Annotated in this window: 11 protein-coding genes; 8 read left to right on the top strand and 3 right to left on the bottom strand. The window is 30.7% G+C overall.

From position 1 onward, the window contains the following. Positions 1-67 precede the first annotated feature (67 nt). The 6 genes from BXQ17_RS13710 (at position 68) to BXQ17_RS13685 (ending at position 7,646) form a co-directional block, all read left to right on the top strand. Positions 68-3,499, top strand: a complete 3,432-nt coding sequence (locus tag BXQ17_RS13710) for a methylmalonyl-CoA mutase family protein (protein WP_077811185.1) — start codon at positions 68-70, stop codon at positions 3,497-3,499. 38 nt (positions 3,500-3,537) lie between these two features. Continuing rightward, positions 3,538-4,149: a TonB-dependent receptor plug domain-containing protein gene (locus tag BXQ17_RS13705; RefSeq protein ID WP_077811184.1), complete on the top strand. Its 612-nt coding sequence runs from the start codon at positions 3,538-3,540 to the stop codon at positions 4,147-4,149. 465 nt (positions 4,150-4,614) lie between these two features. Further along, positions 4,615-5,145, top strand: coding sequence for a sigma-70 family RNA polymerase sigma factor (locus BXQ17_RS13700; RefSeq protein ID WP_077811183.1), 531 nt, complete (start codon positions 4,615-4,617; stop codon positions 5,143-5,145). 68 nt (positions 5,146-5,213) lie between these two features. After that, positions 5,214-5,777: a PAS domain-containing protein gene (locus BXQ17_RS13695; protein WP_077811182.1), complete on the top strand. Its 564-nt coding sequence runs from the start codon at positions 5,214-5,216 to the stop codon at positions 5,775-5,777. Positions 5,778-5,858: 81 nt separating this feature from the next. Continuing rightward, positions 5,859-6,746 (top strand): dienelactone hydrolase family protein, encoded by an 888-nt coding sequence (locus tag BXQ17_RS13690; RefSeq protein ID WP_077811181.1) that lies wholly within the window; start codon positions 5,859-5,861, stop codon positions 6,744-6,746. Between the two features lie 78 nt (positions 6,747-6,824). Further along, a complete protein-coding gene (locus BXQ17_RS13685) occupies positions 6,825-7,646 on the top strand; it encodes a class I SAM-dependent methyltransferase (RefSeq protein WP_077811180.1) in 822 nt (273 codons plus the stop codon). 43 nt (positions 7,647-7,689) lie between these two features. Here BXQ17_RS13685 and BXQ17_RS13680 read toward each other — a convergent pair whose 3' ends face one another. The 3 genes from BXQ17_RS13680 to BXQ17_RS13670 all read right to left on the bottom strand — a co-directional run bounded on the left by BXQ17_RS13680 (position 7,690) and on the right by BXQ17_RS13670 (position 10,966). Beyond that, complete coding sequence (locus BXQ17_RS13680) at positions 7,690-9,654, bottom strand: YgiQ family radical SAM protein (protein WP_077811179.1); 1,965 nt, start codon at positions 9,652-9,654, stop codon at positions 7,690-7,692. A 129-nt stretch (positions 9,655-9,783) separates the two neighbouring features. Continuing rightward, the gene (locus BXQ17_RS13675; RefSeq protein ID WP_077811178.1) at positions 9,784-10,512 is read right to left on the bottom strand and encodes a DJ-1/PfpI family protein; all 729 of its coding nucleotides are present in this window, start codon (positions 10,510-10,512) and stop codon (positions 9,784-9,786) included. Between the two features lie 94 nt (positions 10,513-10,606). Continuing rightward, on the bottom strand, positions 10,607-10,966 hold the full coding sequence (locus BXQ17_RS13670) for a dihydroorotase (RefSeq protein WP_077811177.1): 360 nt from the start codon (positions 10,964-10,966) through the stop codon (positions 10,607-10,609). Positions 10,967-11,149: 183 nt separating this feature from the next. Here BXQ17_RS13670 and BXQ17_RS13665 point away from each other — a divergent pair, with 183 nt between their 5' ends. Beyond that, positions 11,150-13,063, top strand: a complete 1,914-nt coding sequence (locus BXQ17_RS13665) for a CocE/NonD family hydrolase (RefSeq protein ID WP_077811176.1) — start codon at positions 11,150-11,152, stop codon at positions 13,061-13,063. A 10-nt stretch (positions 13,064-13,073) separates the two neighbouring features. Next, positions 13,074-14,891 carry a Xaa-Pro dipeptidyl-peptidase gene (locus BXQ17_RS13660; RefSeq protein ID WP_077811175.1) on the top strand — a complete coding sequence of 606 codons (1,818 nt, stop codon included), beginning with the start codon at positions 13,074-13,076 and terminating at the stop codon, positions 14,889-14,891. Positions 14,892-14,995 lie beyond the last annotated feature (104 nt).

Raw genomic sequence — 14,995 nt, 5'->3', positions numbered from 1 at the left:
ATAAAGAATTGTAGAATTTTTTAAGATTTTCGTAAATTGCAACTTCAAATTATAACATTTATTACGAATGGAACAAATTACACCATATAAACCTACATATAAAGTTAGAATAGTAACAGCCGCCGCTCTTTTTGATGGTCACGATGCTGCTATTAACATCATGCGAAGAATTATACAATCTACCGGCGTAGAAGTTATTCATTTAGGCCATGATAGATCTGTAGAAGAAGTTGTAAACTGCGCAATACAAGAAGACGTAAATGCCATTGCAATTACTTCTTACCAAGGTGGTCACAACGAGTATTTTAAATACATGTACGATTTATTAAAAGAAAAAGGCGCTGGACACATCAAAATTTTTGGTGGCGGTGGCGGAGTAATTCTTCCGGAAGAGATAAAGGAATTAATGGATTACGGTATTACAAGAATATATTCTCCGGATGATGGTAGAGAATTAGGTTTGCAAGGAATGATAAATGACTTGGTACAACAATCTGATTTTGCGATTGGAGATAAACTTGATGTTGATGTATCTAAATTAGCCGAAAAAGAAATCGGACATATTGCAAGAGTAATTTCATCTGCAGAAAACTTTCCTGAAATAGCAAAGGATGCTTTAGATGAAATCCATAATAAAAATAAGAATTCTAAAACTCCGGTTTTAGGAATTACAGGAACCGGTGGGGCAGGAAAATCTTCTTTAGTAGATGAATTGGTTAGACGTTTTTTAATTGATTTTCCAGAAAAAACAATTGGTTTAATTTCTGTTGATCCATCTAAAAGAAAAACAGGCGGAGCACTTTTAGGTGACAGAATTCGAATGAACGCAATTAATAACTCTAGAGTTTATATGCGTTCTTTAGCAACTCGTCAATCTAACTTAGCTTTATCTAAATATGTAAACGAGGCGGTAGAGGTTTTAAAAGCTTCTGAATTCGATTTAATTATTTTAGAAACTTCTGGAATTGGGCAATCTGATACAGAAATTATAGAACATTCTGATACTTCTTTATATGTTATGACGCCAGAATTTGGTGCTGCTACTCAATTAGAGAAAATAGACATGTTAGATTTTGCTGATTTAGTTGCAATTAACAAGTTTGATAAAAGAGGTGCTTTAGATGCTGTTAGAGATGTAAAAAAACAATATATGCGTAATAATAATTTATGGCATATACATCAAGACGACCTACCTGTTTATGGCACAATTGCTTCTCAATTTAATGACCCAGGAATGAATACTTTGTATAAAAGTATTATGGATAAATTGGTAGAAAAAACAAATGCTGATTTAAAATCTAAAATGGAAATTACAAAAGAGATGTCAGAAAAAATCTTTGTAATTCCGCCGGCAAGAGTTCGCTATTTATCTGAAATTGCAGAGAATAACAGAGCTTACGACAGAACTGCTAACGACCAAGTTAAGGTTGCGCAAAAGTTATACGGAATTCATAAAACTATCGAATCTATTGTAGAAAAATCCGTAGCAATTACAAAAGCTGGTATCGATTTAGATACAATAATTAGTGATTTAAACAATAATGATTCTGATTTTGTAAAATTATTAGTAGCTCAATTTGAAAAGGTTAAACTAAATTTAAACCCTTATAACTGGGAAATCATTTTAAATTGGCAAGAAAAAGTAGAAAAATATAAAAACCCAATTTATACGTTTAAAGTACGTGATAAAGAAATCAACATAGAAACACATTCAGAATCACTTTCTCATACACAAATACCAAAAGTGGCATTACCTAAATATGAAGCTTGGGGTGATTTATTACGTTGGAATTTACAAGAAAATGTTCCTGGAGAATTTCCGTTTACAGCAGGTTTGTATCCGTTTAAAAGAACGGGTGAAGATCCTACAAGAATGTTTGCTGGAGAAGGTGGCCCAGAAAGAACCAACAGACGTTTTCATTATGTAAGTTTAGGAATGGATGCCAAACGTTTGTCTACAGCTTTCGATTCTGTCACTTTATATGGTAATGATCCTGGTGAAAGACCAGATATTTATGGTAAAATAGGTAATGCCGGAGTTTCGATTTGTTGTTTAGATGATGCTAAAAAATTGTATTCTGGTTTCGACTTAAGCCATAATATGACATCAGTTTCAATGACAATTAATGGTCCTGCACCAATGCTGCTAGGTTTCTTTATGAATGCTGCCATCGATCAGAACTGCGAAAAATATATAAAAGATAATAATCTTGAAGCAGATGTTGAAGCAAAATTCAAAGAAATTTATGATGATAAAGGACTAGAAAGACCAACCTATCAAGGCAATTTACCAGAAGGAAATAATGGTTTGGGACTAATGTTATTAGGTTTAACTGGTGATTTGGTTTTACCTTCGGATGTTTATCAACAAATTAAAAAAGACACTTTAGCGCAAGTTAGAGGAACTGTACAAGCAGATATTTTAAAGGAAGATCAAGCACAAAATACTTGTATTTTTTCTACGGAATTCGCATTACGTTTAATGGGTGATGTACAAGAATACTTTATAGAAAAACAAGTAAGAAATTTTTATTCTGTTTCTATTTCTGGTTATCATATTGCAGAAGCTGGCGCAAACCCAATTACCCAATTGGCGTTAACTTTATCTAACGGATTTACCTATGTAGAATATTATTTAAGCAGAGGAATGGATATTAACAAATTCGGACCAAACTTATCTTTTTTCTTCTCTAACGGAATTGATCCTGAATACTCTGTAATTGGTAGAGTTGCTCGTAAAATTTGGGCAAAAGCCATGAAAAATAAATACGGAGCAAATTCTAGAGCACAAATGTTAAAGTATCATATTCAGACTTCTGGTAGATCTTTACACGCTCAAGAAATAGACTTTAATGATATTAGAACTACGTTACAAGCTTTATATGCAATAAACGACAACTGTAATTCTTTACATACAAATGCTTATGATGAGGCAATTACAACACCTACAGAAGAATCTGTAAGAAGAGCAATGGCGATTCAGTTAATCATCAACAAAGAGTTAGGTTTAACTAAAAACGAAAACCCTATTCAAGGTGCTTTTATTATTGAAGAATTAACAGATCTTGTTGAAGAAGCCGTTTTACTAGAGTTTGATAGAATTACAGAGCGTGGTGGTGTTTTAGGAGCTATGGAAACAATGTACCAACGTTCTAAAATTCAAGAAGAAAGCTTGTATTATGAAACACTAAAGCATAACGGAGAATTCCCAATTATTGGTGTTAATACGTTTTTAAGTTCTAAAGGTTCACCAACAGTGCAACCAGCAGAAGTTATTAGAGCAACAGAAGAAGAGAAAAAACATCAAATACAAACTAAAGAATTATTAAATAAGGCGAATCCTGAAAAAGTTGCTGCTCAAATTGAAATTTTGCAAGAAGCGGCAATTCAGAATGAAAACTTATTTGATAAGCTAATGGAAGCGACCAAAGTTTGTTCTTTAGGACAAATTACAGAAGCACTGTTTAAAGTTGGTGGACAGTATAGAAGAAATATGTAATATCTTTTTATTACCTTAACAACCTCAAAATTATTTACATGAAAAAAAAATTCTCTATTCTACTAAGCTTTTTATTATTAAGTTTTGGTATTAATTCTCAATCAAAAAAAATCACTATCAAAGTTAAAAACCAAAAAAACAAACCTATTTCTGGTGCAATTATTTTAATAGATGATGTAAAGCAAGATAAAACCACTAATTTTAATGGAATATTTAAAACTCGATTAAATAAAAAACCAAAAACAATTAGTGCATTTCATCCAGAAATTGGAATTACTAAAATTGCATACAACGGAAAAGAGAAAATTAACATTTACATAAGAGGTGGTAACGAAAAAGTAATAGTAAAAAATGCTGCAAATGAAGTCTCAGGAAACTCAATACAGTTTAATTCTATATATGACTATCTAAGAGGAAAAGTTTCTGGAGTTAGTATTTCTGCTGATAATGTTATAAGAATAAGAGGTTATAATAGTTTCTCTGGAAATATGGATCCGTTATTCGTACTTAATAATATTGAAGTCCCAGAAAGTGTATTTGCCGCTATAGATCCAAATGAAGTAAAAAAAGTCACCATACTTAAAGGACCAGATTCATCTAGCTATGGAGTTAGAGGAGCAAATGGTGTTATTGTTATTAAAACTAAGTAATTTACTTTTAAGTTCAATAGAGTCTTAAAAAAATATTCTTATCACAACTAGTAAACTCCGCATAATTTATGCGGAGTTTTTTTATATAAACTTACTGCGTTAGTTAAAACTTTTTAATATCATTAAATAGCGTTTTAAGCTGTTTTTTACTTCAATCAATTATACTTTAAAATTCAAATCTCCACTCTTTTTTAATAATACTATTATTTTAAGTAAAAAAAGATTTTAAATTAATGCGTCTTTTTAAACTTTTTTGAGTCTATTATATGAACATTAAAACAAATATCATGAAAAATAAAAATTGTACATGCGATTGCAATGCCTGCAAAAACGGATCTTGTAAAGACTGCACATGTGTTAATTGCACATGTAATTCTTGTAATTGCTAAAAATTAATTTACAAAAAACGAAACAATCTTAACACTTTAAAATTGTTTCGTTTTTTATATTTTTTTATATTTAAAAATGACTACTAAAGAAGTTTGGACATTTTATTCTGATGATTTAAAAAATTTTATATTAAGTAAAGTAAAAAACTCTGAAATAGCAGATGATGTTTTACAAGAAACTTTTATAAAAATACACACCAGTATTCATACTTTAAAAGATTTAAATAAATTAAAATCTTGGTGTTTTACTATTGCTAGAAATTCCGTTTTAAATTATTGGAAAACCACAAATCAAACTTTTGAAATCGCAAATTTCGAATCTGAAACGAACATTAGTATAAATAACCATACGGAAAAAGATTGCCTTAGAGGTATTATACAAAGTCTGCCAGATAAATATAGAAAGCCATTATTTTTATCTGACATCAAAGGTCTAAAGCAACAGGATATTGCCATTAAATTAGAACAAAGTTTATCAACCACAAAATCTCAAATTCAACGTGCAAGAAAACTAATTGCAAAAGGCTTTATCGATTGTTGTGGCTTTAAATTCGATAAAAAAGGGAATTTAATAGGTGAAATTCAAGATAAAAAGGACTGTAAATAAGTTTTTTAACATAAATTCTAAGCATTTTTTTATAGCTTAGCTGTTTAATTTAAAAAACTCTTTTTATTATGAGAAATAATTTGGCTGGTATGATGTGTTTAGATTTGTTTTTGTCTTCGCAAAATGAACACGATTATACGTGCTTAAAAAGTCAAATTTCATCTTCGGATTTTCTTAAAGCCCCAATAAAAAGTTTTGACTTTTACATAGATTATTTTACTGATGAAATAAAAAAAATCAACAGAAAAAACGATATCAATACAATAAAAAACTTTGCAAATAAGTTTAATTGGTGTAATGATGTAGATGTTATTTTTAAAAATCAAGATTTCGAAACAATTGTGCTAACGAATAAAGATCAAGAAATTATTTGGGTGAATGATGGCTTTAAAAAAATGACAGGTTTCAGTAAAAAGTACGCTATTAACAAAACGCCAACTTTTCTTCAAGGAGACAATACATGTGAAGAGACAAGAGCTAGAATTAGAAAAAAATTAATAGCAAACAAGCCTTTTGAAGAAACAGTTTTAAATTATAAGAAAGACAAAACTGCATATAAATGCGAAATTAAAATCTTCCCTTTATCAATAGAAAACACAACGCATTATATAGCTCTCGAAAAGGCAGTTTAACTTAAACTTAACCGTTAAATATAATATTTACTTCATTTTTAAGTACTTTAGATTTAAATTAGAATCCTAAATAAAAGCAACATGCAAAATTTAAAAAAAGAAGACATAAGTCAAGAAGTTTTTGATTTATATGACGATTATGCGCACAATAAAATGGACAGAAAAGAATTTTTACAAAAACTTTCTTTATTTGCTGTTGGTGCAATTACCTTACCTTCTTTATTAAGTTTTATTTCTCCTAATTATATTGATGCTATTACGGTTCAACCAGACGATCCTAGATTAAAATCAGAAACAATACATTATGAATCTCCAAAAGGAGGTAAAAAAATGAATGGTTTACTTTCTAAACGTGTAAAAAATATTAGAAAACTACCTGGTTTAATAGTAGTTCATGAAAATAGAGGTTTAAATCCGTATATAAAAGATGTTGGTAGAAGAGCTGCTTTAGATGGTTTTATAACATTAGCTCCAGATGCATTAGCTCCTTTAGGCGGTTACCCAGGAAGTGATGATGAAGGTAGAGCAATGCAGAAGAAAAGAGATCGAATAGAAATGCTAGAAGACTTTATTGCTGGTTACAATTATTTAAAAAATCATAAAGATTGTAACGGTAAAGTTGGTGTAGTAGGTTTTTGTTTTGGCGGATGGATATCTAATATGATGGCGGTAAGATTACCAGAATTATCTGCTGCTGTTCCTTATTATGGTAGACAACCAGAAGCAAAAGATGCAGTTAAAATAAAAGCTCCTTTACTTTTACAATATGCTGGTTTAGACAAAAGGGTAAACGAAGGTTGGCCTGCATTTGAAAAAGTATTGAAAGAAAATAAAATAACATATACTGCACATTTTTACCCAGAAGTTAATCATGGTTTTCATAACAATACAACACCAAGATTTGATGAGGCTGCGGCAGATTTATCTTGGGAAAGAACCATTGCTTTCTTAAAAACACACGTTAGATAATATTTATTCACAATCACTTTTACGGTTTTATACTTAATTGTTTTAAATTATTTACTTTTAACTTTTTAAAAGTACAACTTGAAGAAACAGCAATTAATTAGCAAAGAATTAGAAGATTTTTACAACAAAGCTTCCGAAGAAACTCGCCTAGAAAAAGGTATGGGGATTTTTGAATTTGAACGTATTAAAGAATTAATACAACTTCATATTTTAAAAGATAAAATTACTGTTGTAGATGTTGGTGGTGGAACTGGAAAATATTCTGAATGGTTAGCGAAACAAAATCATACAGTGCATTTAATAGAACCTGTTTTAAAACATATAAAACTTGCAGAAAAAAGAGCAAAAAAATTAAAAAAACCTTTTTCTGTAACTATTGGCGAAGCAAAAAAACTTCCTTTTAAAGATAATTCAGCAGATTTAGTAATATTACATGGCCCTTTATATCATCTACAAAAAAGAGAAGATAGAATTGCAGCAATATTAGAAGCAAAAAGAGTTCTTAAAAAAGGCGGAATTATTTTAGGTTTCGCAATTAACGCAACTGCATCTACTGTTGTTGGGTTAATGAACGGAATGATACATGCAAATTCATTTTTTGATATGTGTAAAAAAGAATTAACTACTGGTGTGCATAATGCGCCTAAAGATTTTCCTTTTTTATTAGCTGATGCCTATTATCATAAACCTGCAACTTTAAAAACAGAGTTTTTAGAGCAAAACCTTTCATTTATAAATCTTTATGCTGTTGAAGGTATGATTTGGTTAGACAATGAATACTTTGCGAATATGTTAGATAAAAAGAAATCTAAAACTTTAAAATCTTTACAGAAGTTAACTCAGAATGACGAGTATTTGCTTCCATTTAGTCCGCATATGATGATTGCTGTAAAAAAATAACCATTAAATCATAGTAAATTTAATGGTTATCATTTTTTTTAATTTATCGTCTTCTTTTTTTAGAAGAACTTCTACTAGCTTTTTTCTTTCTTCTATTAAAAGGAACAGCATCATCAAAAGTATTTTTAGCAGGTTTTGCTTTTTTATTCTTTTGCCACGAATTTGTTTCGGGTAACAATACTTTTAATAAATCTGGCCTACCAACTTTACTTAACGTATTTCGAATCCAATCTTTGTTTTCTTTTTTATACCAAAAGAAAAATTTATGCTGATCTTCTCTTTCCTTTTTTGTTTTAGGAGTTTTGGTTGGTTTTAATGTATACGGATGATAACCTGAATAATAAATTACGGTTGCAACAGTCATAGGCGTTGGTGTAAAACCCTGAACTTGCTCTAACTGAAAGCCCATATCTTTAGTTTCTGCAGCTAAATTTGCCATATCTTCTACTTCACTTGCCGGATGACTTGAAATAAAATAAGGTATCAATTGCAGATTTAATCTTCTCTTGATATTTATTTTATCGAAACGCTCTTTAAACATATGAAAATATTTAAAAGAAGGCTTACGCATCAATTTTAAAACAGGATCTGAAGTATGTTCTGGTGCAACTTTTAAACGTCCAGAAACGTGTTTAGTCATTACCTCTTCTGTATATGCATCCAATTCTTTTGGATCTGCATTTTTATTGAATTCTGGCACCAACATATCATGTCTAATTCCGCTTCCAATAAAAGATTTTTTAATCTTCGGATGTTTATCAACTGCTTGATATAATTCTGTTAAAGGTTTGTGAGAAGTATCTAAATTAGAACAAATTACCGGCGAAATACAACTTGGTGCAACACACTTATCGCAAATAGATTGTACTTTACCTTTCATTTGATACATATTTGCAGACGGACCACCAATATCAGATAAATATCCTTTAAAATCTGGCATATTTGCAACTTTATCAACTTCCTTTAAAACAGACTCTTGACTTCTACTTGCAATAAATTTACCTTGATGAGCAGAAATTGTACAAAAGCTACATCCACCAAAACATCCTCTATGTATATTTATTGAGAATTTAATCATTTCAAACGCAGGTATTGGTCCACGTTTGTTATATTTTGGATGTGGTAAACGAGTGTAAGGCAAATCGAAAGACCCATCAATTTCCTTTTCTGTCATTGTTGGGTAAGGCGGATTAATTACCAAGGTATTCTCTCCTATTCCTTGTAGAATTCTTCTGGCTTTTAACTTATTAGATTCTTGTTCTATCACTTTAAAATTAGAAGCAAATGTTTTTTTATCTTTTAAACATGCTTCATGAGAATTAATTGTAACATCTTCCCAACCATTAACTACAGGTATTTTTTCTTCTTTTTGATTGATTAAAACCGCAGTTTGTTTAATGTTTTTTAAGCTAGAAAAAGGCACACCTTTTTGCAACAACTCTACAATTTCTCGTAAAGGCTGTTCACCCATTCCGTAAACCAACATATCTGCTTTAGAAGTTTCTAAAATAGAAGGCAACAACTTATCCGACCAATAATCATAATGAGTTACACGTCTTAACGATGCTTCAATTCCTCCAATTAAAACAGGTACATCAGGAAACTTTTCTTTTAAAATTTTAGAATATACAGAGGTTGCATAATCAGGTCTAAAACCTTTATCTCCGTTAGGCGTATATGCATCTTTATCACGTCTTTTTTTGCTTGCTGTATAATTAGAAACCATCGGATCCATACAACCACCAGTAGCGGCAAAGAATAAACGAGGCTTACCTAATTTTTCAAAATCTTGTAAGTTATCGTTTACACTTGGTTGTGGTACAATTGCCACACGTAAACCATAACTTTCTAAAATTCTACCAATTACAGCAGGCCCAAAAGACGGATGATCTACATAAGCGTCTCCGCTAAATAGAATCACGTCTAATTCTTCCCAACCTCGAATTTTAACCTCTTTGTTTGTAGTTGGTAACCAATCTGTTAGTTGATGTTTCTTTGTTTCTTGCATAGTTTGCAAAAATAAGGAGAAAATCTGTCAACTACTTAGACTTAAAAAGAATTTTTCTATTTTTTGATCAAAAACAAGCTCTACAAGAAATGCGCAAGTAAATAGGAATTTATTACGTAAAATTATTGCTTAATCTACAATTAAATGTGGTACATTTTCTAAATTCCAATCTATAACTAAACCACCTGCTAACGATTTTGCTATTTCCTTTCCGTACAAATACTCGCATAAATACAAAGCAGCTTCAAAAGATTTTGCGCCACCAGCAGAAGTAATTACGTTACTGTCATGCACAAATAAAACTTCTTTTCTAATGTCTAAACCTGGAAACGTTTCTCTCATTTTGTCTATATCACTAGGAAAAGTTGTCGAAATTTTATCTTTTAACAACCCTGCTTTGGCTAATACAAAAGCACCGTCGCAATGTGAAGTAATAAAACTTGCATCTTTAGCCACTTGGTTTACAAAATCTATCATTTTTGTATCATCTAAATCTGTATCTAAATGATGTTCTGCAGACGGAACAACTAAAATATCTATTTTAGGTAACTTATCTTTTAGATAATTATAATCTGGTAAAATTCTCATTCCTTCGAATGTTGTAACAGCTTCATTTGTATTTGCTACCGTAAAAACATTCATAGCTTTTATATTTTTTCTAAAAATAGTATGCTGAAAAATATCAAATGGCGCTGTTAGTTCGGTATTAAATGTACCATCCATAATAAGAAATGCAACATTATATCTACCGTCTACTAAAGTTGGTAATGGTTTTTCTTTTATGTCTACTTGTTCTACTTTTTTATTTGAGCAACTCAAGCTGAAAAAACACAAAAACAATAGAAATATATTTTTCATAAGTATAGAATTTTAAGAAATCACAATATAAAGCATAAAAAAAACTTTCTAAGAAGAAAGTTTTTTAATTTTTATTTAGTTGATGATAGCAAATTTAGCTTTCAATTAATTCTTTAGAATTTAATGCTTTATTTAAATCTACTTTAATGTATTTGTGGCTTTTAAAAAAATAACGTCCAGATGTTAGTTCAATTACAGCTTCTAAACTACCATCTTTTTTTTCTTCTAAAGAAGTAACTTTCACTTCTTTGTTTACAACATTTTTATAAGTTGCAATACCACCTCTTTTAATAATAAAGTTGTTTCTAGGAAATTTAATGTGCTTATAATTATTCATTTCAACTTTGCCTACTGTAAAAACATCACCTACTTTAATAGCGTCACTATTAGATTGAGCAAAATTAGAAATTGACAAAAAACAACACATCACAAGTGTAAAAATTGAAGTTTTCATAATTTATAGTTTTTAAATTTATCAATACAAAAATAAAAGATAAAGTCTAAAAAACCATGTACAACTAGGAGACACAATCAATTTTAAGAAATAATTATGATTTTAACAAAGCCTCTTTTATGCTTTACTAGAGCAATTTAAGTTAAGTTTTTGTAGTTTTATAACCACAAACCAATCATCATTATGAAAACAAAATTTATCTTATTATTATTTAGCATTTTTATCATCACTTCTTGTGAAAAAACAACAGAAAAAGAAAAGAAAAAAGATTCTTACGTTGCAGATAATTACACAAAAAAAGAGGTAGATATCGAAATGCGAGATGGTACTAAATTGCATACAACAATTTATTCACCAAAAGATACTTCTAAAAAATACCCTATTTTAATGCAAAGAACTCCATATAGTTCTGCGCCATACGGAGAAGGTAAAATGAAATCTAAAATTGGCCCAAACGTTCATTTAATGAAAGAAGGTAACATTGTGGTTTACCAAGATGTACGTGGTAGATGGATGAGTGAAGGTGTTTATGACAACATGCGCGCTTACATACCTAATAAAGAAGCAAACCAATCTGATGAAGTTTCTGATACTTACGATACTATCGATTGGTTGGTTAAAAATGTTGAAAATAATAACGGAAACGTTGGTACTTGGGGAATTTCATATCCAGGACATTACGCTACTGTTTCTTCTATAGATGCACACCCTGCATTAAAAGCAGCTTCACCGCAAGCAAGTATTGGTGATTTTTTCTTTGATGATTTTCATCATAACGGAGCTTTTTTATTAAGTTATTTTAGAGCGATTTCTTTATTTGGAACTTACAAAGACACACCAACAGATTCTGCTTGGTACTCTTTTCCTAAAATGGAATCTAAAGATCAATATCAATTTTTCTTAGACAAAGGACCTTTAAAGAATTTAAATGAATATTTTCAATATGACAAATTAGATGTAACTTCTGCTGAAAATAAAGATAGAATTGATGATTTTTTCTGGAAGGAAATTGTAGAGCATCCTAATTATGATGAAAACTGGAAAAGTAAAGGAATCATTCAGCATTTAAATAGAGTTCCATCTACAGTTGCAACAATGGTTGTTGCTGGTGAGTTTGATGCAGAAGATTTATACGGACCTTTAGAAACTTACAAAGCTATAGAAAAACACGGTAAAGACAATTATAACACATTGGTTTTCGGTCCTTGGGATCATGGTAAATGGTCTAGAACTGGCGTAGAGAATTATGTTGGTAATTATTATTTTGGCGACTCTATTTCTTTAAAATTTCAAAAAGAAATTGAAACTAAATTTTTTAATCATTTCTTAAAAGGAAATGGAGATAAAAACTCTGGTTTACCAGAAGCCTATGTTTTTGATTCTGGCAAAAAAGAATGGAAGTCTTATGATACTTGGCCTCCAAAAAATATTGTAAAAGAAAACTGGTTTTTATCTGAAAACCAAGAACTAACTGCATCAAAAAAATCGACGAAAGCTGTTAATTTTATTAGTGATATTAAACATCCTGTACCTTATTCTGAAGACATTAAAACGGTTTTTACACCAAGAAAGTACATGACAGATGACCAACGTTTTGCCGCTAGAAGACCAGATGTTTTAGTCTTTGAAACAGATGTTTTAACTGAAGATTTTACATTAGCAGGAGACATTTTAGCAAAATTAAAAGTAGCTACTACAGGTTCTGCAGCAGATTGGGTTGTAAAGGTTATAGATGTACACCCTGATAATGTAAAAGAAGACAATAAAAAACTTCAAAACCATTTAAAAATGAGCAACTACCATTTAATGGTTAGAAGTGAAGTTTTAAGAGGAAGATTTAGAAATAGTTTTGAAAAACCAGAACCTTTTACTCCAAATAAAAAAACAGCTGTAAATATTAAGTTACAAGACGTTTTTCACACATTTAAAAAAGGACACAAACTACAAATACAAGTGCAGAGTACATGGTTTCCTCTAATCGATTTAAATCCGCAGACCTATGTAGATAATATTTACAAAGCAGATGAAAAAGATTTTAAAACTCAAACCCACACTGTATTTACAGATTCTTCAATAGAATTTTCTGTTTTAAAATAAATAATAAACTATGAAAAAAATACATCAATTTTTAATTGTCTTTCTTATTGCTTTTACCATTAGTGCTCAAGAAAAATCGAAACCTTTTTTTAAAGATGGCGAAGCACAAATTGTTGAAGGTTTTAAAGATTCAAGCAAGTGGATTCGAACAGATTTATGGGTAGAAACCTCCTTTGACACCGATGGTGACGGAAAACTAGATAGAATGCATGTAGATGTTACAAGACCTCTACAAACAGAAACAGAAGGTTTAAAATTACCTATTGTTTACGAATCTAGCCCTTACTATGCAGGGACAGCAAGTGACACACCTGGTTTATTTTGGGATGTTAAACATGAAATTGGCGCAAAAGAAAAACAAAGAACAAGAGTAGAAGTTGTTCGAAGAGGAAAAAGACCTATAATTTCAAATTCTCAAGTTAGAACTTGGGTTCCTAGGGGTTATATTGTTGTGCATTCATCATCACCAGGAACTGGTTTATCTGATGGATCACCAACTGTTGGAGGAGACAATGAATCTTTAGCGCCAAAAGCAGTAATAGATTGGTTAAACGGACGAGCAAAAGGTTATACCGAAAGAGAAGGAAACAAAGAAGTTAAAGCATATTGGAGTACCGGAAAAGTTGGTATGACAGGTACTTCTTACAATGGTACAATTCCGTTAGCTGCAGCAACAACAGGTGTTAAAGGCTTAGAAGCCATTATACCTGTTGCACCAAATACTTCTTATTATCATTATTACAGATCTAACGGTTTGGTTAGATCTCCTGGCGGATATTTAGGTGAAGATATTGATGTTTTATACGATTACATTCATAGTGGTAAAGAAGAAAACAGACCACATAATAATAAGGTTATTAGAGATACTGAACTGGCTAACGGAATGGATAGGCAAACAGGAGATTATAATGATTTTTGGGCTGGTAGAGATTATCTAAATGATATGAAACCAATGAAAGCTGCATTATTAATGTCTCATGGTTTTAATGATTGGAACGTAATGCCAGAGCATAGTTACAGAATTTATGCAAAAGCAAAACAAATGGGGCTTCCATCTCAGATATTCTATCACCAAAACGGTCATGGTGGCCCACCGCCAATGAAAATGATGAATCGTTGGTTTACTCGTTATTTACACGGTGTTCAAAATAATGTAGAAAAAGATGATAGAGCTTGGATTGTAAGAGAAAATGATAAAAGAACCCAGCCAACTCCGTATAGAGATTATCCAAATCCGGCGGCTAAACCGGTAACTCTTTATTTAGAGCCTGGTGCACCAAAAGCCGGAAAATTAGTAAGATCTAATTCGTCTAATACAAAAGAAACTTTAGTTGATAATTATTCTTTTTCTGGCGAAAGTTTAGCGCAAGCAGAAAACACAAATCATCGTTTAATATATGTTTCTGATGTTCTAAAAGAAGATTTACATATTTCTGGTTTATCATCTATAACAATTAAAGCATCTAGTAGTAAACCTGCAGTAAACTTATCTGTATGGTTAGTTTCTTTACCATGGACTAAAGGTAGAAGAGCCAAAATAACAGACAATATTATTACTCGTGGTTGGGCAGATTTACAAAATCATAAATCATTAACTAAAAGTGCTCCTTTAAAACCAGGTAAATTTTATGAAATGACTTTTGATTTGCAACCAGATGATCAAATTATCAAAAAAGGACAACAAATTGGGTTAATGATTTTTTCTAGTGATAATAATTTTACTTTATTACCAGAACCTGGCACAGAACTTACTGTAGATTTAAATGGTACTTCTATAACATTACCAATTGTTGGCGGAAAAAACGCTTTTGATAAAGCAACAAAATAAAAACAATTCTACACACATACTAAAAGTCTTGATATTAATTTATCAAGACTTTTTTTGCTTAAAAAAATTAGAAGAAAACTCTTTACTAAAAATTTACGTACTTA

The organism is Polaribacter sp. BM10 (assembly GCF_002005425.1).
GTDB classification, from domain to species: domain Bacteria; phylum Bacteroidota; class Bacteroidia; order Flavobacteriales; family Flavobacteriaceae; genus Polaribacter; species Polaribacter marinaquae.
This window is presented reverse-complemented; position numbering and strand designations above follow the sequence as displayed.

Bases quoted from the DNA above. Each gene is read 5' to 3' on its own strand.
- BXQ17_RS13680 (WP_077811179.1), bottom strand. From the start codon at position 9,654: ATGCAAGAAACAAAGAAACATCAACTAACAGATTGGTTACCAACTACA.
- BXQ17_RS13700 (WP_077811183.1), top strand. From the start codon at position 4,615: ATGACTACTAAAGAAGTTTGGACATTTTATTCTGATGATTTAAAAAAT.
- BXQ17_RS13670 (WP_077811177.1), bottom strand. From the start codon at position 10,966: ATGAAAACTTCAATTTTTACACTTGTGATGTGTTGTTTTTTGTCAATT.
- BXQ17_RS13705 (WP_077811184.1), top strand. From the start codon at position 3,538: ATGAAAAAAAAATTCTCTATTCTACTAAGCTTTTTATTATTAAGTTTT.
- BXQ17_RS13710 (WP_077811185.1), top strand. From the start codon at position 68: ATGGAACAAATTACACCATATAAACCTACATATAAAGTTAGAATAGTA.
- BXQ17_RS13695 (WP_077811182.1), top strand. From the start codon at position 5,214: ATGAGAAATAATTTGGCTGGTATGATGTGTTTAGATTTGTTTTTGTCT.
- BXQ17_RS13665 (WP_077811176.1), top strand. From the start codon at position 11,150: ATGAAAACAAAATTTATCTTATTATTATTTAGCATTTTTATCATCACT.
- BXQ17_RS13675 (WP_077811178.1), bottom strand. From the start codon at position 10,512: ATGAAAAATATATTTCTATTGTTTTTGTGTTTTTTCAGCTTGAGTTGC.
- BXQ17_RS13660 (WP_077811175.1), top strand. From the start codon at position 13,074: ATGAAAAAAATACATCAATTTTTAATTGTCTTTCTTATTGCTTTTACC.
- BXQ17_RS13690 (WP_077811181.1), top strand. From the start codon at position 5,859: ATGCAAAATTTAAAAAAAGAAGACATAAGTCAAGAAGTTTTTGATTTA.